Origin of the sequence: Pseudochrobactrum sp. Wa41.01b-1 (assembly GCF_019464455.1) — a bacterium.
GTDB classification, from domain to species: Bacteria; Pseudomonadota; Alphaproteobacteria; order Rhizobiales; family Rhizobiaceae; genus Pseudochrobactrum; species Pseudochrobactrum saccharolyticum.
Genome location: NZ_CP080493.1, coordinates 343629 through 369950, shown reverse-complemented (window position 1 = coordinate 369950; position 26322 = coordinate 343629). Strand labels below are relative to the sequence as shown.

Sequence of the window (26322 nt, the reverse complement as noted above, 5' to 3'; positions counted from 1 at the left end):
AGCTAAGATTACCGCCTGAGCAAGCTTCGTAACAGTGTCCGTTTAACTCGTCTCTCCACAGAGAGAGACTACGGGAGCTCGATATGAACAAGCACATTTCCGATTCACAGACCAGCAATGTTGCACGCCCGACAAAGGCTGAAGCAGAGGCCGCTGTAAAAACATTGCTGCTCTGGATGGGAGAAGATCCGTCGCGCGAAGGGTTGCTTGAAACCCCGAAACGCGTGGCAAAAGCCTATAAAGAACTGTTTTCCGGCTATCATCAGTCACCGGAAGAAGAGCTCGGCACTGTTTTTGAAGAAGTTGCCGGCTACAAAGACATGGTTCTGATCAAAGACATCAAGTTTTTCTCGCATTGCGAACACCATATGGTGCCGATTATCGGCAAGGCGCATATCGGCTATCTGCCGAATGGCTCTGTTGTCGGCCTGTCAAAAATTGCGCGTGTCGTTGATATGTTTGCCCATCGTCTGCAAACACAGGAAAGCATGACTGCGCAGATTGCTCACAGCATTCAGAATATTCTCAAGCCCCTCGGCGTTGCTGTCTTGATTGAAGCGGAACATATGTGCATGGCTATGCGCGGCATTCGCAAACAGGGATCAACCACATTGACGACCACCTTTACAGGCGCTTTCGAGCAGGATGTTGCCAATCAGGTTCGGTTCATGACCATGCTGCGGAGCGGTTCATGACCCGATTGCCTGCCGATTTCCCTGCGCAAACCGACAAGCACAGCACCGAGGAAGGTGCTGTCTTTGCGCCCCGCTTTGACAGTTCAGGTCTGATAACCGCAGTTGTAACAAGTGCGGATGACGGCGAATTGCTGATGGTTGCGCATATGAACAGCGAAGCCCTGCGGCTGACACTGGAAACCGGCATTGCCCATTACTGGTCGCGGTCACGCAAGTCGCTTTGGAAGAAAGGCGAAACCTCCGGTAATCTGCAGACTGTTATTGAGATGCGCACAGACTGCGATCAGGATGCCCTGTGGCTCAAGGTCAGAGTTGCCGGTAATGGCCCGACATGTCACACTGATCGTCACTCCTGCTTTTACCGCACGGTAGATATTTCAGGCAACAACGTCATTTTACATAAATAAATCAAACTATTAGGTTTGTTTATTAACATGAAACACAAAAGCCCTGCGCAATATTAATTACGCAGGGCTTTTTGTCTGGAGGACGGCTCTTTCGCCAAATATCAAATCCGGCGAAAGAAATTTTGAAGACATAAGAGGCGTCCTTCACCTCCCGTCAGACTATCAGAACTTGTAGTTTACACCAACGCGCACAGTGTGGAAGTTGGTTTTAACTTTGGATACATCTGCACCGTCGCGGAACTTAACTTTGCCCAGGTCAGTGTAGAGATATTCTGTCTTCAGAGTTACATTGTCAGTGAAGGCGTGTTCTACACCGGCACCGGCAGTCCAGCCAGCGCGGGTCTTGGAAGCGCTTGCAGACACATCCTGAGCAGCATCATAGCCTTCGATCTTCACTTTACCGTAAGCAAGACCGGCTGTACCGTAGAGCATGGTGCGTTCAGCAATATCTGCACCCAGACGACCACGAACTGTACCGAACCACTGGACTTTACCTTTTACAGTGCCTTCGTAGGCGCCGGCTGCATCATAGAAATCAACCGATTTCTTCATGGTCGAGCCCTGGAAGTCGGCTTCGATACCGGCAACAACCTGATCGAACTGCCAGTTGTAACCAGCCTGCACACCACCAACAAAGCCACGTGGCTTGATGCTGACGCCGTCTTCTTTCATCTTACCAAAACCGTAACCGGCATTGGCACCAACATAACCGCCTTCCCAGCTGAAGGTATTCACTTCAACGGCTGGCGCAGGTTCGTTGTAAACGATAGCGTCTGCAGCCATTGCAGTGCCGGAGAACAGAACAGCTGCTGAAGCAGCGAGGATGACTTTATTAAACATGGGAGAACCTCAAAATCTTTCTTGATCTTGTTTTACACCAACCGGATAAAAATGCTGTAACAATATTGCAACATGTATATTCAGAAGAGCTTATGGTTACTATTGCGTTAATTTGAAAAATAAAAGTAAATACAAATAAACATCAATAAGATTACTTAAAAATCAATTAATAATAATTAAAATTACATTAAATTTACATAATTCATATTGTTTTATGCGTTTTCTGCAATTTATAACTGCATGAATTGCCTTGCACTGCCATCGCATGAAAGCCATAGTCTGAATATACTTGTTCCTGTATTCTGGTTGCAAACACAGGTATATTCGGGAGATATTGCATGCTTTCATGGGTACCGCGCCGCCGCACAACTGCTGCTGCCAATGCACCGGCTCAGGCGGAAATTCCCAAACCTGTTATTCTTAAAACACCCCAGCCAATTGCTCTTGCTTTAGGCGGCGGTTCGGCACGCGGATGGGCACATATCGGCGTATTACGCGCACTGAATGAAGCCAATATCAAAATATCTATGATTGCAGGCACCTCAATAGGGGCGCTTGTCGGCGGCTGTTATCTGGCAGGAAAACTGGATGAGCTGGAAGAGTTTGCACGCTCCCTTACGCGCAGACGCATGTTCAGCCTGATGGATATTACATTTCGTGGCAGCGGATTATTCGGCGGCATGAAACTGGATCGCAAATTGCACCAGCATCTCGACGGATTGAATATTGATGACTTGCCCTGTCCTTATGTGGCCGTCGCCACTGAATTACGCACAGGGCACGAAATCTGGCTCTCCACCGGCTCACTTATTATGGCAATGCGCGCCTCTTATGCATTGCCGGGCGTTTTTGAACCGATCCGTTACGACCACCGGCTGCTTGTGGACGGCGCATTGGTCAATCCGGTTCCGGTTTCCGTATGCCGCGCCTATGAGCAGCAATTGGTTCTGGCCGTCAATCTCAACTATGACCAGTTCGGCCGCGCAGCCGTTGTCAAATATACAAGCCCAGCACGCGCCGGACAGGAAGACACAATCAACCCTGCTCAGGCAGGGGTAATAAGCCATGAATCACGCTTGGGCATAACCGGCGTAATGATGGACGCTTTCAATATTATACAGGACAGAATCTCGCGCGCCCGTATGGCCGGCGATCCGCCGGACATCGCTTTGATGCCAAGCATCGGCCATATCGGCCTGACCGAGTTTCACCGCGCGGCTGAAACTATTGATATCGGCTATCAGGAAACCCGCAAACAGCTGGAAAATATTGAAAGATTGCAACGCGTCATCTTTTGAATCAAAAATTCCGGCTCAAAAGACGAATCTTTTCAGTTTTTTGACAATTTGATTCCGGAAAATATAGCTGACTAAGCGTTCAGTGAAGAAAATAACTCCGGTTCATCCTATTGAAGGGATTATAAAAACGCGGTTTTGCGGGAGAAAAACGGGCTTCTGTGAATTAGTTTTAAAAAAATGCAATGAAACGAATAATTTGGCTTGTCACTGCAATAGTGATTTGCTACATCGCCCTCACCGAAGCAGTTCGGTTTCTACCACACAGTGCGGTCGTGGCGGAATTGGTAGACGCGCAGCGTTGAGGTCGCTGTGGGGCAACCCGTGGAAGTTCGAGTCTTCTCGACCGCACCATTTGGCTTTCATTGCCCCTTATATTTCAATAACATAACAGTTTCAGCACTTCTTAGGTACACATTCGAGTACACAGGAAGTACACAATGGGTTTGTCGCTGAAATACGTAGTCCTGACAAATGCTGGCACTTGGCATTATCGCCGTAGGGTTCCCAAAGCAGCTCGGACAACCTTCCCTCAAAGTGAATTTAAAAGACTTCTTGGTGATACTCGACGCGAGGCTCTGCGTAACTGGCCGCATGTCCATGCTGAATTTGAACGTCTGACCTCGAATCACGCAGCACAACAACGCCCTGTCCTAAGTGCTACCGACCAACTGCGCTCTATGGATGTGTACACAGGCTCTCATACAGAAGCGACTGTCAGCACCTCACCACCGGAACAAGCAAAGAGCAGTCACCACAAAGTCAAAGCGCACAGACCAACTTTGGCAGATGCAAAACAGCTCTACCTACATGAGCGCATTATCGGGGATATTAACGAGCGCCATAAGACTGCCCGTATTGAGCGCGTTATGACTCACCTTCATGCAGTGATTGAGCCTGACTGCTTGCTGTCCGACCTCACCCGCAGTCATGCTCGTGAAGTCCGCGACCGTATGTTAAACAAGCTGGAAATGACACCTATCACGGTCAAGCGCTATCTGTGTGATGTGAGCGCTATGGTGAATCTTGGTCTCAGGGAGTACGATATACGGGACGCAATAAATCCGTTTCTCAATTTACCTATCAAGATTGATACAGTAGCCAGAGAAGAGAGAGACCCGCTCCCTGCTGAAGTTCTAGATGCGATGCAGGAACGACTTGCTATCCATGCAGCACCTGACATAAGGAACATATGGCAGATTGTTGAAGGCACCGGTTGTCGCCTTGGTGAAGTGACTGGCCTACTCAAATCGGACGTTCGACTAGATGGTGAAATTCCCTATATTGATCTGGTTTTTCACGACCACCGACGACTCAAAACAAATGGTTCAATCCGTAAAGTGCCACTTGTCAGAGACGCATTAATTGCAGTCAACAGCGCCCTCAAAGAAGCCGGAGATAACACCTTTCTGTTTCCCCGCTATGGTCGTGTGCGTGGTGCTGACAGTGCATCAGCCGCCCTCATGAAGCATCTCAGAGTTGTTTCAGACAATCCAAAACACACCGTCCATTCACTGCGTCACGGCATGGAAGACAAGCTAACTCGCGCTGATGTTTCTGAATTTGATAGGAACCTTGTTCTCGGACACTCAAGCGGCGGTATGAGTGAGCGATACGGTGGCGCTGAGGTGAGATTGGAAATGGCACATAAGGCATTGGCGAAAGCAGCCGAGATTAGTTAGATCACCTTAACCATGCATCATCCACAATTACAGCACCATGCAGCACACTTCTCATCAAACCCCAACATATAAGCCATCATAGCGAATATTATATTCATGATATCATATGGATAAAGGCACATCTCTGCGAATTAATTAGAATAGCATTATATTATATTACGCAATAAAATTATATTTTCATTTATGAAAACTATAAATCATAGTTATATTAATTTCATGCAACGGTGAAATTTAGATATGTAAGGAGACTGCTTTGAATATTGGTACAGTTGTATTTGATTATGATGTAAACACGAAGCGGCTAACAGATGCATTATTTAGCGAGGACGAAATCGGCTCAATAATACGCTGTCATTTTGAGGTGGAGCAAGCAATCGAACATGTGCTTGCAAAATTCACAGATGGAAGAACTAAACGAAAAGCCAATAATTGGAATTTTGCACAAAAGTTAGAACTATGTCGAATTATTGGTATTCATGACAATTTTCTCGTTCCATTTAAAACATTAAATGATCATAGAAACGATTTTGCACACAACGGAAAAATTACAATAAGTGACAAAGATGTTACCGATCTTATTATACAAGTTAGACGAGCGTGCCCGCAGTTTACAGATCAACTTCAGTTAGAAATTATTGGAGAAAGAAAATTTATGAAGAGCGTTATGGAATGCACGAACAAAGAAAAATATATTTTGGCTGTATCTATGGTTCTTAGTATTTTTTGCGCACTCCCACATATTAACATCAAGATAACCAATAGTATTTAATGTTAAATAATATTTAATTAATACTTATAATTATTTCACGAAAGGAAATTAAAGTGCAATGATAATGGCGGCTAACAATCGGCTGTTGGAAGTATTCTTTATTCGTTCACGTATGTGTAATAATCACAGGGGAAACTTAAGAGAAAGCTTCTCTGACGCTGAGCCTACGCTGGAGTCTATGGACTTTAAAACTAGCACATTGCATTACTCCCTGTATTCATCGGGCAATGCTTTTATAGCGTCCAGCCATGTTTTATTACTAGGTATCGGTAAGTTAGCGATAGGCGAAAATGCAGGTTTCGCGATTGAACTGTCACCTATTTTAGATTGTGTGGATGCAGTTAAATTGCCTGCGTCAACTGCAATGAAGGGCACGCTAGCAGCGCAACAATCAAAAAACCAAAGTCAACCCATGATGAATATAGTCAGGCTCATGTCATGAATTGGCATATTCAATTAAATGAAAAAATATTTACAGCGAGTAGAGAAGCAGTTGCAGAGCTAAAATACTTATATATCGGGAACAATGAACTGGCCTCCCGTATGTCAGAGCTTTTTTGGGTCGAAATGTATATGTTAGCTCACGTATACGGAATAGCCCCCGAAGAGGTATTACAGTCTGTGTATGAGTTAGAGTCGAACTCCACTACTAGCGGGACGAAGACTGCCACCCAATTTCGCAATCCGCCATTGCGTGGCTTGTGGCACAAGCATTATTTCACAGCAAGGTTCTATGCTAGCAACCTCTTATTAGGATTAGGCAAGAATGGCATGTTAAAAATGGCGGAAGAAATATTTAACCCTCAAGTTTCAAACACCATTACTCGCGAGATGGTGTCAGAATTTGCTCGACGCCTCTCAACTGAACCATATGAAAACCGTTATCGCCAAGGAAAGCTAACAGGGGAATGGATAGTGTTTGCCAGACATAATGACAAAAATTACTATCTTAGTCTCAGCACACATAAGACGGACGATCAAATCATATATGAGAATATAATTTCGGCTTGTACGAAAGAATTTCCAGATTTACCTCGATGGTTCGGTTAGCTAAACGTTTACCTTTATTGCTCCCCCTACGAAAAAACATAATCACCCCATAACAATCACAGTCCCCACATTGCCAAGGCTTTCTCTACCGCTGCGGGTTCATCCTTAATGCGGTAGATGGTTTGGCGTGTGAGGCCTGCCTCGGTTGCCGCCTGAGTGACGGAGGCACCTTTGCCCAGTAGATCAATCACTTGATCGTATTTGTCACGGCTGTAGCTTGGCTTCCTGCCCTTGTAGTCGTTCGCATCAGCCTTGGCCTTAGCATTGGCAATACCGGCCTTCTGAGCTTCTTTCGTTGCTTCCGCCTGTGCCTGTGTGTTGCCAACCATGAACGCTATCAGCGCGTCTCTTACGGCCATTTGAATGACACGGTATTTAAATGAATTGATTTGTCGCAGTTAAAATCAAGGATAAATAAAATAATTAATTATTATATAATTATAACTCTTGATGAAGTCTTTTATGCCGAGTAGATGCTGTTTATAAATATTCACTCATTCCACAGGGCTTTAAAGACAATGAAATTTAGAACCATCTTAATGGCTATGACGGCCGTTATTTTTACTTCATCAGCAATGGCAGATACATATACTCGCGGATACACGCGCAGCAATGGCACATATGTAGCACCGCATTATCGTACTAGCCCTGATCGAAACACATACAATAACTATTCCACACGCGGGAACGTCAATCCCTATACAGGCCAGAGAGGTACTGTATCGCCTTCTTACCGCCCTCGTAACAACTATGGTTCATATAGCTATGGTAGCCGCAGCACTACCCGTAGCAATAGTTATGGCGGTTATAACTCAGGTAGACGCAGTTACGGCTCTCGTTACTGAGACAATAATAGCCCAACGACATAAATTGTATGGGGTGGCTATGGTCACGAAAACACATAATCACCCCATGAAAAAGATGAGCGCAATTATTACACCTTATCGCTCAATGCCCGATAGACGGCTGCACGACTTACACCGGTGATCTTAATAATCTCAGGCACGGACTTGCCTTCTGCTTTGAGTGTCCTTATTGCGGCTTCATCCACAGTCTTAGGACGACCGCCTGTGTCGCCTCTTTCCTTCGCCTTGGCAATACCTTCAAGCTGCCGCTCTTTGCGTAAAGCCGTTTCGAACTCTGCCATAGAAGCCAGAATACCGAACATGAGTTTGCCGGTTCTGGTGGTTGTGTCTAGGGCTGCATCGTCCAGCACCTTGAACCCCACACCTTTCTTGTCCAGCAATTCAAGTATCTGGTGAAGGTGGGCGGCTGAACGGGCAAGGCGGTCGAGCTTGGTGATGATAAGCGTATCACCTTCACGCACAAAGTTAAGCGCCTCAGCGAGTTGTTCCCTGTCTTTGTCTAAGCCTGATTGCTTTTCGCTGAATATCTTCTCAGCACCTGCCACCTGTAAGCGTTCAATCTGGCCGCTGTGGTCTTGTCCAAGGGAACTAACACGAGCATAGGCAACAATCATCTTCCGTCTCCAAATCTCTAAGACTGTTTGTAGACTAGTGTTTAGAGACTGTTTTGAGACAGGTCAATAGACTTGTCCCAAAAGTTTAGATTTGAGACATGGAAACTAATAGGGGTAGATTCATCAATGAGCTAAGTTCAGCTTAGGTCAACCATTAGGCGCGGCAAGAATTTTAAAAACAGCCACTGTTGAGCCTGTTGCTTCTAAACATAACTCAGCCAATTGCTGAGTTGCTGTTCGCCTGTGCTGTAGATTAAGGGTCAGATCAATTGAAGCTTTAGCATGCGCTCGGACTTCCTTGAAACTCGCGCCTGAGAATGAGTAATGCAAGAATGCTTCCAACATACGTTTGGCATCGGTTTCCCTACAAGTACTGCTAATGGTTCAATCAGAGGTACACATTTTGAACCACACGAGGTACACAATGGCCGACTTCTAACTATTTACCTTTGAATGGCTTGTCTGCGCTTTTCTCTTAGCTGACATTCAAGACGGCCAAAGGGTACAACACAAAGACTGAAAAACAATCATTCGAGTGTCACCTTAAGGAAACTCTGAAACCGTTTGAAATTATTGAATATAAGCCCCTTGTCACTGCAATAGTGATTTGCTACATCGCCCTCACCGAAGCAATTCGGTTTCTACCACACAGTGCGGTCGTGGCGGAATTGGTAGACGCGCAGCGTTGAGGTCGCTGTGGGGCAACCCGTGGAAGTTCGAGTCTTCTCGACCGCACCATTCTCTCCTTACAATCAGGAAGAAAAAGCAACAATAGCAAGGACCTATTGAAGCTTATTAAATGCTTTCTCCCTTATCTTCTATTCTAAAGTACCTATTGATTTTACTTTCTAATTTGAAACAAGCCCCTCACCTTGTCAGATTAGTTGAGATGGCCTTTTTATAAAGAAACATACTTTACCCCTCCTCTGCATATGCTTGAGCACTAAGCCTCTTCGATAATTACCAATAAGAAGATCGTTGACACCGTCGCTGATACAGGCCGGCGACAGCGGCCTTTACGGGCAAAATGACTCGCTTTACCGAAGCGCTGGTGATCGATAAGGTGCGGCACAATTTCACCATCCGCATATTTTATGACTTGATTATCACTATTGTACTTTCAGCTAAGGAAGCCCCTTTGAGCACAAGCAACTCACTGACACCTTCAATGGAAGAGAAATACTCCGACATCAAAGCACAGAATGAGCACAGGATGATGCTTGCGATCAAGAAATCTCTCAGTGATGCCTACGTACAAACGGCGAATGAATTAAAAGCAGCCGGAATCGACGAAGATGCACCGCCACAGGATTATTATATCGCCTTAGCGCATCAGCAGTTATACGCACTTCTGTGTGGAGCTGATCCTGAAACATTTGAAGGCGGAGACCCACAAATTGCAGAATTCGTGATTAAAAACGCTCAAAATATTCGTGAGCACTATTGGCTAAAGGATACAGAGTAAAGCCTGCACAACACCCGTGTCCCATTGCTGTAGTTTCGTCATTTACACAGCGACATGGCGATAGTGATGTTGCTCTTGCCATTACGACATCTGATGCGCACAGAGTAGAGCCTTTCAAATAAAGGCGGTCAATTTGCCATCTGGATTTTTTGAGCTGTAATCTCTACCTGAATGCCATCATGACAGAAAATTCCCCTGCACAGAGTCGCCCAGCGACAAACCGTAATGATCTATCTGCACGTTTTCAGGCTGCTGACGGCTCTCCGCCTGTTGAATGGCTGGTTGCTGACGGCCTCACAGCCTATCCGGATGCTGAAGCGTTTATGGAAGCCCGCGTCGCAGCCATTCGTGACGGTACGGCCAATGAGCTGGTCTGGCTTGTGGAACACCCGCCGCTTTATACTGCAGGCACCAGTGCCCGTGAAGAAGACCTGCTGTCACCTGATCGTTTCCCGGTTTACAAGACAGGGCGCGGCGGTGAGTTTACCTATCATGGTCCGGGGCAACGCGTAGCCTATGTCATGCTGGATCTGAAACGACGTCGCGAAGATATTCGTGCCTTTGTGGCCGCGCTCGAAGAATGGATTATCCGCACGCTTGACAGCTTTAATGTCAAAGGTGAGCGCCGCGAAGACCGCGTGGGTGTCTGGGTTATGCGCCCTGAAAAACCTCGTCTCGCCGATGGCTCAATGGCTGAAGACAAGATTGCTGCAATCGGTATTCGTTTGCGTCGCTGGGTCAGCTTTCACGGCATTTCAATCAATGTAGAACCGCAGCTTGAAAATTTCGGCGGTATTGTTCCCTGCGGCATTGCCGAACATGGCGTGACCAGCCTTGTTGATCTGGGATTGCCGGTCTCCATGGATGATCTGGATGTGGCGTTGAAGCAAAGTTTCAATGATGTTTTTGGTGATGTGAAATAATAAAAACATCAAACAACATATTATTTTAAAATGATAAAGGCGGCTTTTGAGCCGCCTTTACTTTTTTCACTCATGCGGAAAGCATTGCCTTCTCCGCTTCAGCACTGCGCTTTTGCTCGCGGATGAAAACATAAATACCGGAGCCGATAATAATGGCGATGCCGAACCACTTTGACAGGCTTGGGAAATCCCCGAAGAAGATCAGACCAACGGTCACTGCCATAACGATTTCAACATATTGAAACGGTGCAAGAATAGATGCCGGTGCCAGCTGAAATGCCTGCACTACCAGCAAATGGCCGCTGGCTGCAAAGACACCGATCATGATCAGCATGAACCACGGGAACAGCGAGGTAGGCAGTACAAATTGCAGATCGGGAATAGCCGCAGCTTCACCGAAGATCATAACAGCAAGCCCCATGATACTGCCGCCGATACCGGCATAAAGCTGCATGACGACGGGACGTTCATTGAGGCCGAATTTACGGTTTAGCACCAGATATACCGCAAACAGAAAAGCTGAAATCATCGGCAGAACCGATACCCAGCCAAACACGCTCCAGCTTGGCTGAATCACGATCACGGTTCCGAGCAGACCAACCAGCACGGCGCTTAGACGACGCCAGCCCACCTTCTCATTAAGAAAAATCATCGAAAGAACTGTGAGAATGAGCGGTTCAACAAAGAACACGGCCAGCGCATCGGCCAACGGCATATATTTTACCGCCGTGAAAAAGCACAGGCTGCCGAGAGCAAGCAGACAGCCACGAAACAGATTACCCCAGAGATGCTCTGTTTTAAGGCCAAGTCCGCGACTGAACAGGACAATTGCACCCAAACTAATCAGCCCCTGCACAAAGAAACGCATGAAGCTGATGGTGGCAGGCGGAATATTCTCTTCCATTGCCAGCCATTTGCCGGTTGCATCCATAAGCGGCACAATAAGCATGGCACAGATCATCGTAATCATTCCGCGCACATGCGGCTGTAACCGGTCTTGCATTTTCATTCCCCTGCGGCAGAGCCGCCTTCATTTCATTCTCTGTTCTCATCACGGCTTATATGTTTAAGCAACCACTCTCTCCCGCCCCCTGTCTGATTGTGCTAAACCGTCACCATAAGGACACAGAGCCCGCTATGCTGTCGCGGATTGGTTGCGGCATGATTTGACAATTCCGATATAATTGTTCAAACAAAATAAATCTGCGGAAAAGTCAGGATTACCGGCATTTAAACAGGAACGTAAAGGGAACCTTTATCGCTTTAGCGATATAAACATGCCAAACTATCTGTGATTCGATTTTCCGTAATTCCGAAGCGGTTCTGGTTTTCCTGAAACAGAAAATCCGTTTCGTAACTTTGTTTTCCCGCATTTCTGCGAAGCTGAAGCATTCTTTCAGCCGCAAAATGCTCCGTATCTATTTGAACGAACAGGCCAGCCATTTCACATGGATAATAGCGACGATCTTTTTTCGAATATTCTCAGCAATGCACGCGGACGTCAGGCGATACAGTCTGAATCTCCGGTCAGTGTTGCCGAAACTGTTTCGTCCCCTCTTGAGCCTGCACCTGTTGCAAAGTCGGCAGCAGAGTTGCGCCCTGCTCCTGCCAAACCTGCTGTCGTTGAGCCTGCTCCAAAACCAGTCGCAGAGCTTCGCCCCGCTCCGACTTCTGCACCTGTCGCTGAACTCCGTTCAGCTCCGGCAAGTTCCGATGGCAGCGATTATAACGCTTCCGCCATTCGTGTTCTTGAAGGGCTGGAGCCGGTACGTTTACGTCCGGGCATGTATATCGGCGGTACCGACGAAAAAGCACTGCACCATTTGTTTGCCGAAGTCATCGACAATGCGATGGACGAAGCTGTTGCCGGTCATGCCAATTTCATTGATGTTAATCTCGATGCTGAAGGCTTCCTGACTGTCAGCGATAACGGACGCGGTATTCCGGTTGAAAACCACCCGCAGGTGCCGGGCAAATCCACGCTTGAAGTGATTATGACCAAGCTTCACGCGGGTGGTAAATTTGACGGCAAAGCCTATGAAACCTCCGGCGGTTTGCACGGCGTGGGTGTTTCGGTGGTCAATGCACTGTCCGACCTGTTGGAAGTCGAAGTGGCGCGTGCCCGTCGTCTCTATCGTCTGCGCTTTTCGCGCGGCCTGCCATTGGGCGATCTGGAAGAACTGGGCGAAGTGCATAACCGTCGCGGTACGCGTGTGCGTTTCCATCCCGATCCGGATATTTTCGGTAAGAATGCAAAATTTGATCCTGAGCGTCTGTACCGCATGGCACGCTCAAAAGCCTATCTGTTCGGTGGCGTAGAAATTCGCTGGTCCTGCGACCCGTCTTTGCTCGATCCGAAAAAAGGCATTCCGGAAAAAGCCGTTTTCCATTTTCCGGGTGGTCTGAAGGACTTTCTCGCCGCCTCACTAGGCAAAGAATTTATGGTCACCAGAGAGATTTTCTCCGGCAAGACCGAAAAACAAGGCGGTCACGGTGCCGTTGAATGGGCGATTGCATGGTATGGCGGCGACAGTTTCGTCCACTCCTATTGTAACACCATTCCGACCGGCGAAGGCGGCACGCATGAAGCGGGTCTGCGTCTGGCGCTGACACGCGGTCTCAAAGCCTATGCGGAACTGACCAATAATAAACGCGCTTCGGTGATTACCACTGATGACGTGATGATTTCTGCCGCCGGTATGATGTCGGTCTTCATCCGCGAACCGGAGTTTGTCGGTCAGACCAAAGACAAGCTGGCAACGGTTGAAGCGCAGCGTATCGTAGAAAATGCGATCCGTGATCCGTTTGACCACTGGCTGGCTGCTTCGCCGCAGGAGGCTTCCAAACTGCTCGACTGGGTTGTTGAGCGTGCGGAAGAGCGTCTGCGTCGCCGTCAGGAAAAAGAAACCACCCGTAAGACTGCAACACGCAAATTGCGTCTGCCGGGCAAGCTGGCTGACTGCTCGCAGAATTCGGCTGCCGGTGCGGAATTATTCATCGTTGAGGGTGACTCGGCGGGCGGCTCTGCAAAACAAGCGCGTAACCGAACCAATCAGGCGATCTTGCCGCTGCGCGGTAAAATCCTCAACGTGGCCAGTGCCGGTCGTGACAAGCTGACAGCCAACCAGCAGATCGGCGATCTGGTGCAGGCACTAGGCTGTGGTACGCGCAAGAATTATCGTGAAGATGATCTGCGTTATGACCGCATCATCATCATGACGGATGCTGACGTTGACGGTGCACATATTGCATCGCTGCTCATCACTTTCTTCTATCAGGAAATGCCGCATCTGATTACCGGCGGGCATCTCTATCTCGCTGTGCCACCGCTTTACCGCCTCAGTCAGGGTGGCAAAGTTGCTTATGCCCGCGATGATGCGCATAAAGATGAGTTGATGCGCACCGTGTTTACCGGCAAAGGCAAGATCGAAATCGGCCGCTTTAAGGGTCTTGGCGAAATGCGTGCCGACCAGCTTAAAGAAACGACCATGGATCCGAAGAAGCGCACCTTGCTGCGCGTGGATCTGGTGGAAGATGAAAACGGCTCGACCAAATCTACGGTAGATGACCTGATGGGCACCAAGCCGGAAGCCCGCTTCCGTTTCATTCAGGAAAATGCTGAATTCGTTCAGGAGCTGGACATCTAATGAAATGAAAAAGCCGGTGACAACACCGGCTTTTTTTATGGAACATTTCCGGTTCGTTCTGAAACAGAAGAAATGCTCTATTATTTTATCCGTATTTTTCTCAATGAAAAACAAGACAAGAACTCAGTCTGGTAACCTGATTTCTAAGTGTAGACGCTTTCCACTTTTGGGAATGCGCACGGTGTCTGATAGCAGGACATATCAGCCAATAAATCGCCTTGGTTATTCTCTTCCTTGAATACTAACCGCAATGGGTATTTGAGCTATTTCAAACTTCAATAACGCTCAATAATCATCCAAATCAGGAATACGGCCGAAAGCGATTTTACCGCCGATATAAGATCCGGGGGCAATAGATGGTCCGAGGCTCAGAACATCCGAACCGAATTGCTTGCGCACGCGGTCAAGCGTATCTGAAACCTGTTCCCAGCGCTGCTGACGCTGCTTGTCTTGCGGCTCATCAAACAGGTCGTGACTGTCGACCACTTCACCGGACAGATGATGCAGATAAATATGCACATTCTTGACCTGCCGGAAATCAGCCTTGCGGAATGCCGGATGCATGAGCAGTCGCCGGTGCAACTGCGAGAGACAGGTGAGAAAACAATGATCATCTCGTGACGGCGGGAACACACCTTCAACCGATACGGATTCCTGCCCCTTGATCCGCCAGCCATAGACCAGAGCACCGGCGCGATAATGTTCTTTACGCAAACGACGCGAGGCACTCATACAGAGCAGCCGCGCGCATTGCAGTATCTTATCCGGCTGACGCCAGTCCCGTGGCAGCACACGGCCATGGCCGAACATACGGCGATGCGTTTCCTGTTTCTCCACCGCATAGCCATGCAATCCGGCGATGAAACGCTCCCCCTCAACACTATTCCAGATCGCCCGTCCTTGTTTCGGGCTGATCTTCCAGAGCTCTTCAACCGTCGCAATACCGGAGCGCAGCAGGCGCGCTTCCACACCGGCGGCAATGCCCGGAAGGTCACGCAATTTCAGCTCCAGAAAGCGATGCGGAATATCTTCCGGCCGCACAATCACCAAGCCGTCCGGCTTGTCGATTTCCGCAGCAATTTTGGCCAGTAGCTCATTGGGCGCAACGCCTATAGAACAGGTCAGTGCCGAGCCGAGTTTCTCACGCAATGCCGCTTTAATTGCCAGCCCCAAAGCCTCTGCCTGTCGGGACTCCGACGGCAGTAAGCGGCAAACCAGTTCATCAATTGAGCGCACGCTGCCTATCGGCAGCACCGTATCAATAATATCCAGTATTTTGTGATGAAGTTTGACATATTCATCCGGCCGCGCTTCCACAATCGCAATCTCAGGGCAGATTGCCCGCGCCTCACGCACCGATGTGCCGGTTTTCAGGCCGAGTTTCTTGGCCTCTTTGCTGGCCGCAATCAGGCCGGTAAATTCACTGGCATGAGGCACAACGCCCACTGGCCTGCCCTGCAAAGCAGGATTCATCTGCTGCTCGGCACTGGCAAAAAAACTGTCAAAATCGAGATAAAGCCGTTCCGGCAGATCAGGTTTACGCATGGTATTTGTTCCGCAACTATCGCAGAACAAAATAGGAACATTAAATGATTTTGGCAAGCCTGAATTACAAATCAGCCTGCATTTTCACCTTTTCCACAACCCGCGCCAGACTGTCTGACCATTCTTCATAGCGGCGGATAATCCGGAAACCGCATTTCTCATAAAGCTTTATGGCAGGTAAATTGCGTGCATGGGTGCCGATTTCCGCAGTCTGAAATCCGAGCATAACAATCTGTGCCAGCAATGCATCAACCAGCAATGTGCCGATGCCTTGTCCGTGATGCGCCGGATCGACCCAGATATCAGATATATAGTTCTGATTGGTATCGCGTGCGCCCCAGCCGCAAATCACACCATCCTGTTCAGCGACGAGAATATAATCCAGATAATCCTGCGCTGAATGCAAAAAAGCCAGTTCAGCGCGTCTGCGCTGATCCGGCTCTTCTGTTTCATAACTGAATATATGGGAAGCCCATGCATCAGCTCCGATGCGGGCAATCATCGCCAGATCAGCGGTTGTTGCCTGCCGGAGCTGCATGCGGTGTTACCACCAGCGTTTAGGCGCAAACTGACCAGCAGCCTGTTCGATCACATGGGCAGCCTGAAACAGTGCTTCTTCTTCAAACGGACGGCCAATCAGCTGCAGGCCAAGCGGCAGACCATTTTCTGACAGACCGGCAGGTACAGATATACCCGGCAGGCCAGCCATGTTTACTGTCACAGTGAAGATATCATTGAGATACATTTTCACCGGATCAGCGGCCAGCTCCTTGTCGCCCAGCTTGAAGGCAGCCGACGGCGTTGCGGGTGTCAAGATTGCATCCACACCGGCAGCAAACACATCTTCAAAGTCTTTCTTGATCAGTGTGCGGATTTTCTGCGCCTTAACGTAATAAGCGTCATAATAACCGGCTGACAGCACATAAGTGCCGATCATGATGCGGCGTTTGACTTCCTTGCCGAAACCTTCCGCGCGGGTGTTTTCGTACATTTCAACAATGTCTTTACCCGGTACGCGCAGACCGTAGCGAACGCCGTCATAACGCGCGAGGTTCGACGATGCTTCGGCCGGAGCCACGATGTAATAAACAGCCAGTGCCTGCTCGGTATGCGGCAGTGAAATATCAACAACTTCCGCACCGGCATCTTTCAGCCACTTAACGCCCTGCGCCCAGAGCTTTTCGATCTCCGCAGGCATACCGTCAATGCGATACTCACGCGGAATACCGATTTTCATGCCTTTTACGGATTTGCCAAGCGCGGCTTCATAATCAGGAACCGGCAGATCGACAGAAGTGGTATCTTTCAGATCAACAGACGCCATTGATTTGAGCAGAATTGCGCTGTCACGCACATCACGGGCAATCGGGCCTGCCTGATCGAGCGAAGATGCGAAAGCAATTGTACCCCAGCGGGAAACACGGCCATAAGTCGGCTTGATACCAACTGTACCGGTGAAAGCCGCAGGCTGACGGATCGAGCCGCCAGTATCAGTTGCTGTTGCACCGGCGCAAAGACGTGCAGCCACAGCCGCAGCAGAACCACCGGAAGAACCACCCGGAACCAACTTCTCTTCCGAGCCTTCTGCGCGCCAAGGGCTGACCACAGGGCCATAATAGGAGGTTTCATTGGATGAGCCCATTGCAAACTCATCCATATTCAGCTTACCGAGCATAACCGCACCGTCTGCCCAAAGATTGGAGGTAACAGTCGATTCATAATCCGGCTTGAAGCCATCGAGAATATGCGAGCAGGCCTGCGTATGATCGCCTTTGGTCGCGAATAGGTCTTTCACGCCGAGCGGAATACCTTCCAGCGCACCGGCCTCGCCTTTTGCCAGACGTTCATCCGAAGCCTTAGCCATCGAACGGGCTTTATCATGGGTAACGCTGACATAGGCGTTGATCGCACCATTCGCTTCATCAATCGCCTTGAGATAGGCATCGGCCAGTTCGGTTGCGGTAAAGGCTTTGGCCTTCAGCTTGTCACGCGCCTCGGCAATGGTGAGTGCGGTTAAATCAGTCATTCTATCAATCCTGTTCAGGGCTTTTCATGTGCTGTCCGCACCATTTCAAAAACCGGACTTCGCGTCGGGAGCAGTTACAGCTCATATTGAAACAGTGAACAGCAGTCGGATGGATCAGGGCGGGATTATTCGATAACTTTTGGCACCATGAAGAAGTTTTCTTCCGTGATCGGTGCATTAGATACGATTTCCGAAGCGATATTGCCGTCAGACACCTTGTCTTCACGCAGACGCATGGCGGTCGGAATAACTGAGGTCATCGGCTCCACGCCATCGACATTCACGCTGTCGAGCGATTGCACAAAGCCCAGAATAACATTGAGCTCACCGGTCATTTTCTCGGCTTGTTCTTCATTGACCGCAATACGGGCAAGATGCGCAACGCGCTTGACTGTAGTTAAATCGACGGACATGTCGTTCTCCGATAAATGCGAAAATGCGGTGATCGCTGCCGGTCGTCCGGCATGAATACAGCCCGCAAGGAATTTCTCTTATTCCGGCTATAACCCTGCACCCGCTCAAGTGCAATATTGGTGATGCATTAAAGCACTCACCATGATGCGAATTCATCCCCCTGCGCCAGCTTAGCTCACCTCAGAAAAGAGGAGTGAGACCTGTCAAATAAATCAGGCGATACATCTGAAAATGTAATTTAATATCATTGAAAATAAATTCTTCCCGAGGAAGTCGTATGTTTTTGTTCACTCTAAGCCCTAAAAATGCAGAAGATTTTTACATAAAGGCACAAGCAACAATTGAGAATGACAATATATTTTCACTTATATTAGCTCCAATACCAAATTCTTCAGAAATACTTAGCAGCCACACTTTATTTACTCACTCTGCACGTCGTCCGCGAAACGACCATCCAGCTCCGGAGAGCTTTGATGCCTCCTTATTTTATCATGCTGATAGCAACGGTTTTCTCGCCTTAGGAAATAACAATGACCATGCTCCAGCTGCAATCAACCGCGCCCTCACCCCACAAAAAGCTCCGCAATTTCACATCATAAAAACAACAGACAATTACTACAAGATACACACAACAAAAGAAAATATAAAATATTACCTATATTTCAACAACTTAAACAATGAGATAAATTTTTTAAATTACATCAATGATGATAAATATTTATGGATTACAAATCATCATTAGAAGAGGTAACTTATGTTAATATTTAGTATACGTCCAATGTCCTATCCAAATAAATACCTCTCTGTAAATACAGATAGACCATTTTTTGGCGGATATTATTTAACTGTAGCAAAAACAAAAGATCAAAAATCTATATCCTTCACATCAACTCAGTCAATTATAAACAATGAAATTACAGAAACTCCATCCTTGCACTACAATCCTGGAGAAAATTCATTTTTATATTTTAAACCTGCCTTAGATGCATACGGAGCACTAATTGCCGTTGCAGAAAATTCAGTCGAACCATCTATACTTTCAAAACTTTACATCAATATGATTAATATAAGCACATGCTATATTTACGTACACACAGCAAACAGTGACCCAGCAATTGATTACCCAAACACATACGTCTTATCCTATCATGCAGCAGAGGATAAAGTTTATTTTTCTAAAAGCCCTCTTTATCCAAATGAAAAAATCTGGCTCATAGATATATACCCGCAACATGACTAGCACTGAAAAAAATAACAGCTAATAATATTTTTTAAATATGCCAAAATAAAAACGCAACATTTGAAAGGATGTAAGATGTTTTTATTTAGCTTTAAACCATTTTCATACAACAATCCAAATATAGTTACAGATACAACAAATCCAATTACAGATCCAGTATACAGCGGATACAAATTAACCACAAATCCAACACTGGATTACAGTACTATTGACTATACAAATGCAAATAATATTACAGACATAACAGCTACAAACGAGTTTACATCAGTATTTTACAGTCCGAAGTATGAAGGCTTTATACAAGCACTCGCCGCAACAGCAACCCCAGGCGGCAGTATTGATGTTGGATTGGTTACGAATGTCACGCCGGCACTCGCAACGAAATTTACCATTAAGAGAAAAAGCGCAACAATTTTTAAAATTTCAACTACAATAAATAATAACAAATTTAATTTATGCTACACATCTGATCTTGGTGTATTTCTTAGCAACGACATAGATTATGACGTTGAATCTGTCTGGGCTGTTAGTTTTTATATTGAAAATCCATCTTAACATCAATGATCAAGCTCCCCATTAACTTGATAAATGGGGAGTATTTGCTATCAAACTGTCAAACTACCGCCGACCTCCAGAACTTTAACTTCCGTTGAGGTCTTTTCCATACCGTGTACAAAATCATCTGCGATTGCATCCAGCAGGCCGAATGTACCGAAATGGCATGGAATGGCTGTTTTAAGCGCGGGGAAATAACGCTGACAGGCCAGTGCGGCCACTGCGCCACCCATGGTAAAGCGGTCACCGACCGGCACCAGAGCAATCTCCGGCTGATGCAATTCATTAATCAGCGCCATATCGGAGAAAATATCCGTATCCCCCATATGATAAAGCACCGGCGCGCCCTCATCATCAAAATGGAACACCAAGCCATTGGCATTACCAAGCGAATGGGAAATACCGTCTTCCGTCAAGCTTGCGGAAGAATGCAGCGCATTGACGAAAGTCACAGAAAATCCGTTGTGAAAGACTGTACCGCCGGTATTTGTCGGATCGACTTTCGCGACACCACGATGCTCCAGCCAGTCACAAAGATCAGCATTGGCGATAACCGTTGCACCTGTTTCTTTTGCGATGCGAATTGTATCGCCGACATGATCGCCATGGCCATGGGTCAGGGCAATATGCGTCACACCTTTGGTCACTTCAGCAAAATCCAAACCTGAGCCGGTCGGGCTCTGACTGATAAAAGGATCGATCAGAATTACCGCCTGCGAAGTTTCAACGCGGAAAGCAGAATGGCCGAGCCAGGTGATTTTCATGATATTCCCTTTGCCGATGCATATTGTTATAGGCACAGTTAGAATGCACTGCGCTGTCTTTGCAATATAGTATGACATTACCGGATCAGGAAACGAGATATGGCTGTATCAACAATTGAAGAGCTTGCGGCAAGCCTGAGCTATGGTCAGCTGGTTGCCGGTCTTGATCTGGGTACCAAAACCATCGGCATCGCTGTCTCTGATCTCGGACTTTCCTTCTCCCATCCACGCCCTGTTCTGAAACGACGCAAATTCACGCTGGATGCGCAGGAACTGCTGGAACTGCTCCAAAAAGAAAAGATTTCAGCCGTGGTTATCGGCCTGCCGGTCAATATGGACGGCACAGAAGGCCCGCGTGTGCAGGCCACCCGCGCTTTTGTGCGCAATATGGAAAAGCTCACCGATATTCCGTTTATCTATTGGGATGAACGGCTTTCAACGGTCGCTGCAGAGCGCGCTTTGATCGGCATGGATGTTTCCCGCGCCAAACGGGCAGAGCGGATTGATTCCGCTGCTGCCTCGTTCATTTTACAGGGTGCACTTGACCGGCTGCATATGCTGCGTCGTGACAATGAGTAGGATTAGTCAGCCGTCCGTCAATAAGCCGGTTGCAGCTTATCCTTGCGGATAAAGCGCATTGATAATGCCCAGCGCATCATGGCGGGCATCGATCATACCATAAGTCGTACGCCATTGGCCGCCAAGGCGGGTCTCAATAAAAGCATCGCCGATATCATCGGCACCAAGCTCTTTCAGGCAGGCCGCACTGGCAGCCAGTGCCATCTGCTCGGTGAGCATACGTGCAGCACCTTCATCGGTCATGGTCACCTGCATTGCAGCCCGCAACACGGCAACAGTACCCTGCCCGCGACGACCAAGCTGTGTGCCGATCCATTCCAGCACATCGTCAAACAAACGTGGTGCGCGGTGAAGAACACGCACAATATCCAGCGCCATCACATTACCGGAACCTTCCCAGATCGCATTGACCGGAGCCTCGCGATAAAGCCGTGCCAGCGGATTTTCTTCGACATAGCCATTGCCGCCGAGACATTCCATCGCTTCATAGAGCAGCGCCGGTGCAATTTTTGCCACCCAATATTTGACCACAGGTGTCATAACACGGGCAAAAGCAGCTTCCATACGATCATTGGCCGCCATGTCAAAAGCACGGGCAAGGCGCAGTGACAGAGCAGTAGCAGCCGCCACATCAAGCGACATATCTGCCAAAACACGCTGCATCAGCGGCTGATTAATCAGCGGCACGCCACCAACCTGCCGGTGGCGGGCATGGTGAACAGCTTCACTCATACCGGCGCGCATCAGACCGGCGGAGGCTACTGCACAATCCAGACGGGTCAGTGTCACCATATCAATAATAGTCTTCACACCCTGCCCCGGCTCTCCAACCATCTGGCCGAGCGCATTTTCAAACTGTACTTCGGAAGAGGCATTGGAGCGGTTGCCAAGTTTGTCCTTCAAGCGCTGGAAACGGAAACCATTGCCGCTGCCATCAGACAATAAACGCGGCACAAGGAAACAGGACAGGCCGGACTTATTGTCACCGGCAGCCTGACCAGTGGCCTGCGCCAGCACCATGAAAGCATCGGACATTGGCGCAGACATAAACCATTTATGGCCGTTGAGACGATAGACGCCATTGCCCGCATGATCGGCGCGGGTGGTATTGGCACGCACATCGGTGCCACCCTGCTTTTCTGTCATACCCATACCAAGCGTCAGACCGGCTTTTTTAACCGGCGGCTTGTTGGACGAGTCATATTTGCGGGTGAGAATGCGCGGTGACCATTCATCATAAAGCGCCGGAGAGGTCATCAGCACTGCAAGTGATGCGCTTGTCATGGTCAGCGGGCATAGATGACCACATTCAAGCTGCGCAGTCAGATAAAAACGTGTCGCACGCGCCTGATGGCGACGACCTGCCTCAGGAGATTGCTGCGGGCTGTTTTCCCAGATGGATGAGTGCAGGCCATGCGCAACGGAACGGCGCATCAAAGCATGATAGGCCGGATGATATTCCACCTGATCAATGCGGTTGCCCTGACGGTCATGGGTTTGCAGGCGCGGCACTTCGGAATTGGCAAGGCGCGCCATTTCCTGCGCATCGGCAGATAAAACAAAACGGCCGGTCTGTTCGAGCTCTTTTTGCAGGCTTTCCGGAAAACGCGCTGCACATTGCAGCAGCAGCGGATCACTCAGATAAGCATTATATTGCGGAGCAGCCTGCCCGTTGAGATTTTTGATCACGGAATATGGAGACGTATCCGGCGCATAATTGGTGCGCTGCGGCGCCTGATTAGTTACTTCAGAAACGTCTGCAGGAGTGTTAACCGACATATTCCATCCATTTAGCCGGAGATTTCAGCCGCCGGTTTTAGTATTTAAAATCTATACACGAATCTCTAATATCCGCCTTGTGTCATTGTTTGCGGCAAAATTATAAATATCCCCTCAATAATCCGTTTTTCTCCACACTGTTTATTCGACAAAGCCGCAAAAGCATATATAAGGCCGCAAACAAGTTTCTCTGCAAACATTATATGGGAATAGCTGTGATGACAGAACAATCTCCCGCGCCTCTTTTTCCCCACCGCCATTTGCTCGGGATTAAAGGTCTTTCTCCTCTCGATATTACCACATTGCTGGATCTGGCCGACAGTGAAGTTGCTGTCTCCCGTCAGCCGGAAAAAAAGAAAACAATCCTAAGCGGTCGCACGCAGATTAATCTTTTCTTTGAAAACTCCACCCGCACCCAATCTTCCTTTGAACTAGCCGGTAAGCGCCTCGGTGCCGATGTGATGAACATGTCGGTCGGCAGCTCGTCGGTTAAAAAGGGTGAAACGCTGATTGATACGGCGATGACGCTCAATGCGATGCAGCCGGATATTCTGGTAATCCGTCATGCTTCTGCCGGCGCTGCGGCGCTTCTGGCGCAGAAAGTCGGCTGCTCGGTGGTCAATGCCGGTGACGGTGCGCACGAACATCCGACACAGGCCCTGCTCGATGCGCTGACCATTCGCCGCGCCAAAGGCAAAGTCGGTCGCCTGATCGTGGCAATCTGCGGTGACGTCCTGCATTCACGTGTTGCCCGCTCCAATATTCTGCTGCTCAATGCGCTGGGCGCGCGGGTACGGGTGATTGCACCGTCTACCCTGCTGCCATCCGGCATTGAACAAATGGGCGTTGAAGTTTTCAACTCCATGAAAGAAGGCCTGAAAGACGCCGATGTGGTGATGATGCTGCGTCTGCAGCGCGAACGCATGAGCGGCTCCTTTGTGCCGTCGGTACGCGAATATTTCCACTTCTACGGGCTGGATAAAGAAAAGCTCAAATATGCCAAGCCGGACGCTTTGGTGATGCATCCGGGCCCGATGAACCGTGGTGTAGAGATTGCCTCGGATATTGCAGACGGCCCGCAAAGCGTGATCCAGCAGCAGGTGGAAATGGGTGTTGCCGTGCGCATGGCCGTGATGGAAGCTTTGCTTGATCCCCGACGAAATCCTGAAAACGTTGATGGTATTGGAGCCTGATGATGAACACTACAGTTTATACCAATGCCCGCATCATTGATCCTTCGCGCAATCTCGATGAAACCGGCACGCTGATCGTTCAGGACGGCATTATCGTCGCCAGCGGTGCGGATGCAAATAATCAGGGTACACCGGAAGGTGCGGAAGTCATTGACCTTAACGGCAATGTGCTGATCCCGGGTCTGGTCGACAGCCGCGTTTTTATCGGTGAACCGGGTACAGAACATCGTGAAACCATTGCCTCGGCCAGTCAGGCTGCTGCTGCCGGTGGCGTAACCTCGATGATTATGATGCCGGATACCGATCCGGTGATTGATAATGTGGCTCTGGTGGAGTTCGTCAAGCGGACTGCCCGCGACACTGCTATCGTCAATGTCCATCCGGCTGCTGCCATCACCCGCGGCTTGCTGGGTGAGGAAATGACCGAAATGGGCCTGCTGCGCGAAGCAGGTGCGGTTGCCTTTACTGAAGGCCGCAAATCACTGGCGAATACGCTGCTGCTGCGCCGTGCGCTGACCTATGCCAAGGATTTCGGCGCAGTGATTGCCCATGAGACAATCGACCCTTATCTCGGCGGCGGTGCAATGAATAGCGGGCTTTATGCCAGCTGGCTCGGTCTTTCCGGTGCGCCGCGCGAAGCAGAAGTTATTCCGCTGGAACGTGACCTGCGCTTAGCAAGCATGACTGGCGGCAATTATCACGCTGCGCAAATTTCCTGCGATATGTCGGCTCAGGTTCTGCGCCGCGCCAAGGAAACCAATGCAAAAGTCAGCGCTGCTGTTTCGATCAATCATTTATCGCTGAATGAAAATGATATCGGCGAATATCGCACATTCTTCCGTCTTTCGCCGCCGCTGCGCAATGAAGATGACCGTCAGGCGATGATTGAAGCCGTGCGCAACGGCACGATTGATGTGATTGTCTCCGCGCATAATCCGCAGGATGTTGATACCAAACGTCTGCCTTTTGCCGATGCGGAAGCCGGTGCAATCGGACTGGAAACCCTGCTCGGGGCAGCGCTGCGTCTCTATCACAATGACTCATTGAGCCTCTTGCGTCTGATCGAAGTGCTTTCCACCGCTCCGGCCAAACTCTATGGTCTGGATGCAGGCACTCTGAAAGTTGGTGCAAAAGCTGATTTCGCCGTGGTTGATCTTTATGAACCATGGGTCGTAAAGGCTGAAGAATTGCACTCACTCTCGAAAAACAGCTCTTTTGAAGATGCTAAATTTCAGGGTCGCGTGATCCGTACCGTGGTCAGCGGCAAAACAGTCTTCGCATTATAAATATTGTTTTGGTGCGGATTTTATGCCTAATTTCTGCTGTCCGGTTGCGCGGACAAATCACTCTGAGGGGACTTCATGCTTGAACCACTGATTATCACCGGCAGCGCGGCTGGCATTTTTGCAGCGCTGGTCTTTGGCTATCTGCTCGGTTCAATCCCCTTTGGTTTGCTGCTCACCCGCATGGCAGGTCTGGGCGATGTGCGCTCCATCGGTTCCGGCAATATCGGCGCAACCAATGTATTGCGCACCGGCAATAAGAAAATTGCCGCTGCTACCCTGCTCTGCGATATGCTTAAAGGCACGATCGCCGTGCTGGTTGCGGCCTATTTCGGCCGTGATTACGCGCTTGCCGCTGGTCTCGGGGCTTTTCTTGGCCATCTCTTTCCGGTCTGGCTTGGCTTCAAAGGCGGCAAAGGCGTTGCCACTTATCTCGGTATTTTGCTGGGTCTGGCATGGCCGGGTGCACTGGTTTTTGCAGCTGTATGGATCGTTATCGCGCTTCTCACACGCTATTCTTCGCTCTCTGCGCTGATCGCCTGTATCATTGTTCCGCTTTCCATTCTCTATCTCGGACTGACGAAAACAGCACTCCTCTTTGCAGTTCTGACGCTGATAATTTTTATCAAGCACCGTGCGAATATTGAACGGTTACTGAGCGGCACAGAAACCAAAATAGGATCAAAATAAA

At 48.8% G+C, this 26322-nt stretch carries 26 protein-coding genes, 2 tRNA genes and 1 pseudogene; 19 read left to right on the top strand and 10 right to left on the bottom strand.

Annotated elements, in window-relative coordinates; translation table 11 throughout:
- Nucleotides 1–83 precede the first annotated feature (83 nt).
- Both folE and hisI read left to right on the top strand, forming a co-directional pair.
- Nucleotides 84–695 (top strand): GTP cyclohydrolase I FolE, encoded by a 612-nt coding sequence (folE, locus tag K1X45_RS01710; RefSeq protein ID WP_116088007.1) that lies wholly within the window; start codon nucleotides 84–86, stop codon nucleotides 693–695.
- Complete coding sequence (hisI, locus tag K1X45_RS01705; protein WP_220159616.1) at nucleotides 692–1102, top strand: phosphoribosyl-AMP cyclohydrolase; 411 nt, start codon at nucleotides 692–694, stop codon at nucleotides 1100–1102. Before folE ends, hisI begins: the two co-directional genes overlap by 4 nt.
- A 162-nt stretch (nucleotides 1103–1264) precedes the next feature.
- Here hisI and K1X45_RS01700 read toward each other — a convergent pair whose 3' ends face one another.
- Nucleotides 1265–1942: an outer membrane protein gene (locus K1X45_RS01700; RefSeq protein WP_220159615.1), complete on the bottom strand. Its 678-nt coding sequence runs from the start codon at nucleotides 1940–1942 to the stop codon at nucleotides 1265–1267.
- Nucleotides 1943–2280: 338 nt separating this feature from the next.
- On the opposite strand from K1X45_RS01700, the pseudogene K1X45_RS01695 reads away from it, so the two are divergent.
- The 6 genes and pseudogenes from K1X45_RS01695 to K1X45_RS01670 all read left to right on the top strand — a co-directional run.
- A pseudogene (locus tag K1X45_RS01695) lies at nucleotides 2281–2941 on the top strand (patatin-like phospholipase family protein); the annotation flags it as partial.
- Between the two features lie 565 nt (nucleotides 2942–3506).
- Nucleotides 3507–3591, top strand: a tRNA-Leu gene (locus K1X45_RS01690).
- An 86-nt stretch (nucleotides 3592–3677) separates the two neighbouring features.
- Nucleotides 3678–4919 (top strand): site-specific integrase, encoded by a 1242-nt coding sequence (locus K1X45_RS01685; RefSeq protein WP_220159614.1) that lies wholly within the window; start codon nucleotides 3678–3680, stop codon nucleotides 4917–4919.
- A 253-nt stretch (nucleotides 4920–5172) separates the two neighbouring features.
- On the top strand, nucleotides 5173–5688 hold the full coding sequence (locus K1X45_RS01680; protein WP_220159613.1) for a hypothetical protein: 516 nt from the start codon (nucleotides 5173–5175) through the stop codon (nucleotides 5686–5688).
- Between the two features lie 58 nt (nucleotides 5689–5746).
- Nucleotides 5747–6130, top strand: coding sequence for a hypothetical protein (locus K1X45_RS01675; RefSeq protein WP_220159612.1), 384 nt, complete (start codon nucleotides 5747–5749; stop codon nucleotides 6128–6130).
- Complete coding sequence (locus tag K1X45_RS01670) at nucleotides 6127–6738, top strand: hypothetical protein (protein ID WP_220159611.1); 612 nt, start codon at nucleotides 6127–6129, stop codon at nucleotides 6736–6738. The genes K1X45_RS01675 and K1X45_RS01670 overlap by 4 nt, the downstream gene beginning before the upstream one ends.
- A 56-nt stretch (nucleotides 6739–6794) precedes the next feature.
- Here K1X45_RS01670 and K1X45_RS01665 read toward each other — a convergent pair whose 3' ends face one another.
- A complete protein-coding gene (locus K1X45_RS01665) occupies nucleotides 6795–7067 on the bottom strand; it encodes a helix-turn-helix domain-containing protein (RefSeq protein WP_370627056.1) in 273 nt (90 codons plus the stop codon).
- A 605-nt stretch (nucleotides 7068–7672) separates the two neighbouring features.
- Nucleotides 7673–8218, bottom strand: coding sequence for a recombinase family protein (locus tag K1X45_RS01660; protein ID WP_220159609.1), 546 nt, complete (start codon nucleotides 8216–8218; stop codon nucleotides 7673–7675).
- 653 nt (nucleotides 8219–8871) lie between these two features.
- Between K1X45_RS01660 and K1X45_RS01655 the strand changes: the two genes are divergently transcribed.
- From K1X45_RS01655 to lipB, 3 genes are all read left to right on the top strand, one after another.
- Nucleotides 8872–8956: transfer RNA gene (locus tag K1X45_RS01655), tRNA-Leu, on the top strand.
- 289 nt (nucleotides 8957–9245) lie between these two features.
- The gene (locus K1X45_RS01650) at nucleotides 9246–9683 is read left to right on the top strand and encodes a hypothetical protein (RefSeq protein WP_370627055.1); all 438 of its coding nucleotides are present in this window, start codon (nucleotides 9246–9248) and stop codon (nucleotides 9681–9683) included.
- A gap of 179 nt (nucleotides 9684–9862) precedes the next feature.
- Nucleotides 9863–10606, top strand: coding sequence for a lipoyl(octanoyl) transferase LipB (gene lipB, locus K1X45_RS01645; protein WP_151159209.1), 744 nt, complete (start codon nucleotides 9863–9865; stop codon nucleotides 10604–10606).
- A 70-nt stretch (nucleotides 10607–10676) separates the two neighbouring features.
- On the opposite strand, the gene K1X45_RS01640 is transcribed toward lipB, so the two are convergent.
- Complete coding sequence (locus tag K1X45_RS01640; protein WP_075655794.1) at nucleotides 10677–11609, bottom strand: DMT family transporter; 933 nt, start codon at nucleotides 11607–11609, stop codon at nucleotides 10677–10679.
- 445 nt (nucleotides 11610–12054) lie between these two features.
- Between K1X45_RS01640 and parE the strand changes: the two genes are divergently transcribed.
- Nucleotides 12055–14253 carry a DNA topoisomerase IV subunit B gene (gene parE, locus K1X45_RS01635; protein ID WP_220159608.1) on the top strand — a complete coding sequence of 733 codons (2199 nt, stop codon included), beginning with the start codon at nucleotides 12055–12057 and terminating at the stop codon, nucleotides 14251–14253.
- A 285-nt stretch (nucleotides 14254–14538) separates the two neighbouring features.
- Here the strand turns inward: parE and K1X45_RS01630 are convergent, their stop codons facing one another.
- From K1X45_RS01630 to gatC, 4 genes are all read right to left on the bottom strand, one after another.
- Nucleotides 14539–15798 carry a type VI secretion protein ImpB gene (locus K1X45_RS01630; RefSeq protein WP_220159607.1) on the bottom strand — a complete coding sequence of 420 codons (1260 nt, stop codon included), beginning with the start codon at nucleotides 15796–15798 and terminating at the stop codon, nucleotides 14539–14541.
- Between the two features lie 64 nt (nucleotides 15799–15862).
- Nucleotides 15863–16336, bottom strand: a complete 474-nt coding sequence (locus K1X45_RS01625; RefSeq protein ID WP_220159606.1) for a GNAT family N-acetyltransferase — start codon at nucleotides 16334–16336, stop codon at nucleotides 15863–15865.
- Nucleotides 16337–16342: 6 nt separating this feature from the next.
- Nucleotides 16343–17824 (bottom strand): Asp-tRNA(Asn)/Glu-tRNA(Gln) amidotransferase subunit GatA, encoded by a 1482-nt coding sequence (gene gatA / locus K1X45_RS01620; protein ID WP_220159605.1) that lies wholly within the window; start codon nucleotides 17822–17824, stop codon nucleotides 16343–16345.
- A gap of 125 nt (nucleotides 17825–17949) precedes the next feature.
- Nucleotides 17950–18237, bottom strand: coding sequence for an Asp-tRNA(Asn)/Glu-tRNA(Gln) amidotransferase subunit GatC (gatC, locus tag K1X45_RS01615; protein WP_022712301.1), 288 nt, complete (start codon nucleotides 18235–18237; stop codon nucleotides 17950–17952).
- A gap of 278 nt (nucleotides 18238–18515) precedes the next feature.
- On the opposite strand from gatC, the gene K1X45_RS01610 reads away from it, so the two are divergent.
- The 3 genes from K1X45_RS01610 (at nucleotide 18516) to K1X45_RS01600 (ending at nucleotide 20033) form a co-directional block, all read left to right on the top strand.
- Complete coding sequence (locus K1X45_RS01610; RefSeq protein WP_220159604.1) at nucleotides 18516–18980, top strand: hypothetical protein; 465 nt, start codon at nucleotides 18516–18518, stop codon at nucleotides 18978–18980.
- Between the two features lie 12 nt (nucleotides 18981–18992).
- On the top strand, nucleotides 18993–19478 hold the full coding sequence (locus tag K1X45_RS01605; RefSeq protein ID WP_220159603.1) for a hypothetical protein: 486 nt from the start codon (nucleotides 18993–18995) through the stop codon (nucleotides 19476–19478).
- A gap of 75 nt (nucleotides 19479–19553) precedes the next feature.
- Nucleotides 19554–20033, top strand: a complete 480-nt coding sequence (locus K1X45_RS01600) for a hypothetical protein (RefSeq protein ID WP_220159602.1) — start codon at nucleotides 19554–19556, stop codon at nucleotides 20031–20033.
- A gap of 50 nt (nucleotides 20034–20083) precedes the next feature.
- Here the strand turns inward: K1X45_RS01600 and K1X45_RS01595 are convergent, their stop codons facing one another.
- Nucleotides 20084–20797 (bottom strand): metal-dependent hydrolase, encoded by a 714-nt coding sequence (locus K1X45_RS01595; protein WP_220159601.1) that lies wholly within the window; start codon nucleotides 20795–20797, stop codon nucleotides 20084–20086.
- Nucleotides 20798–20896: 99 nt separating this feature from the next.
- On the opposite strand from K1X45_RS01595, the gene ruvX reads away from it, so the two are divergent.
- Entirely contained in the window at nucleotides 20897–21376 is a 480-nt protein-coding gene (ruvX, locus tag K1X45_RS01590; protein ID WP_220159600.1) for a Holliday junction resolvase RuvX, read from the top strand.
- 36 nt (nucleotides 21377–21412) lie between these two features.
- Here ruvX and K1X45_RS01585 read toward each other — a convergent pair whose 3' ends face one another.
- Nucleotides 21413–23155 carry an acyl-CoA dehydrogenase family protein gene (locus tag K1X45_RS01585; protein WP_220159599.1) on the bottom strand — a complete coding sequence of 581 codons (1743 nt, stop codon included), beginning with the start codon at nucleotides 23153–23155 and terminating at the stop codon, nucleotides 21413–21415.
- 218 nt (nucleotides 23156–23373) lie between these two features.
- On the opposite strand from K1X45_RS01585, the gene K1X45_RS01580 reads away from it, so the two are divergent.
- The 3 genes from K1X45_RS01580 to plsY all read left to right on the top strand — a co-directional run bounded on the left by K1X45_RS01580 (nucleotide 23374) and on the right by plsY (nucleotide 26321).
- Nucleotides 23374–24348, top strand: coding sequence for an aspartate carbamoyltransferase catalytic subunit (locus K1X45_RS01580; RefSeq protein WP_220159598.1), 975 nt, complete (start codon nucleotides 23374–23376; stop codon nucleotides 24346–24348).
- Nucleotides 24348–25634 carry a dihydroorotase gene (locus K1X45_RS01575; protein ID WP_370627054.1) on the top strand — a complete coding sequence of 429 codons (1287 nt, stop codon included), beginning with the start codon at nucleotides 24348–24350 and terminating at the stop codon, nucleotides 25632–25634. Before K1X45_RS01580 ends, K1X45_RS01575 begins: the two co-directional genes overlap by 1 nt.
- A 75-nt stretch (nucleotides 25635–25709) precedes the next feature.
- Nucleotides 25710–26321 carry a glycerol-3-phosphate 1-O-acyltransferase PlsY gene (gene plsY / locus K1X45_RS01570; protein ID WP_116088018.1) on the top strand — a complete coding sequence of 204 codons (612 nt, stop codon included), beginning with the start codon at nucleotides 25710–25712 and terminating at the stop codon, nucleotides 26319–26321.
- Nucleotide 26322: the final 1 nt, after the last annotated feature.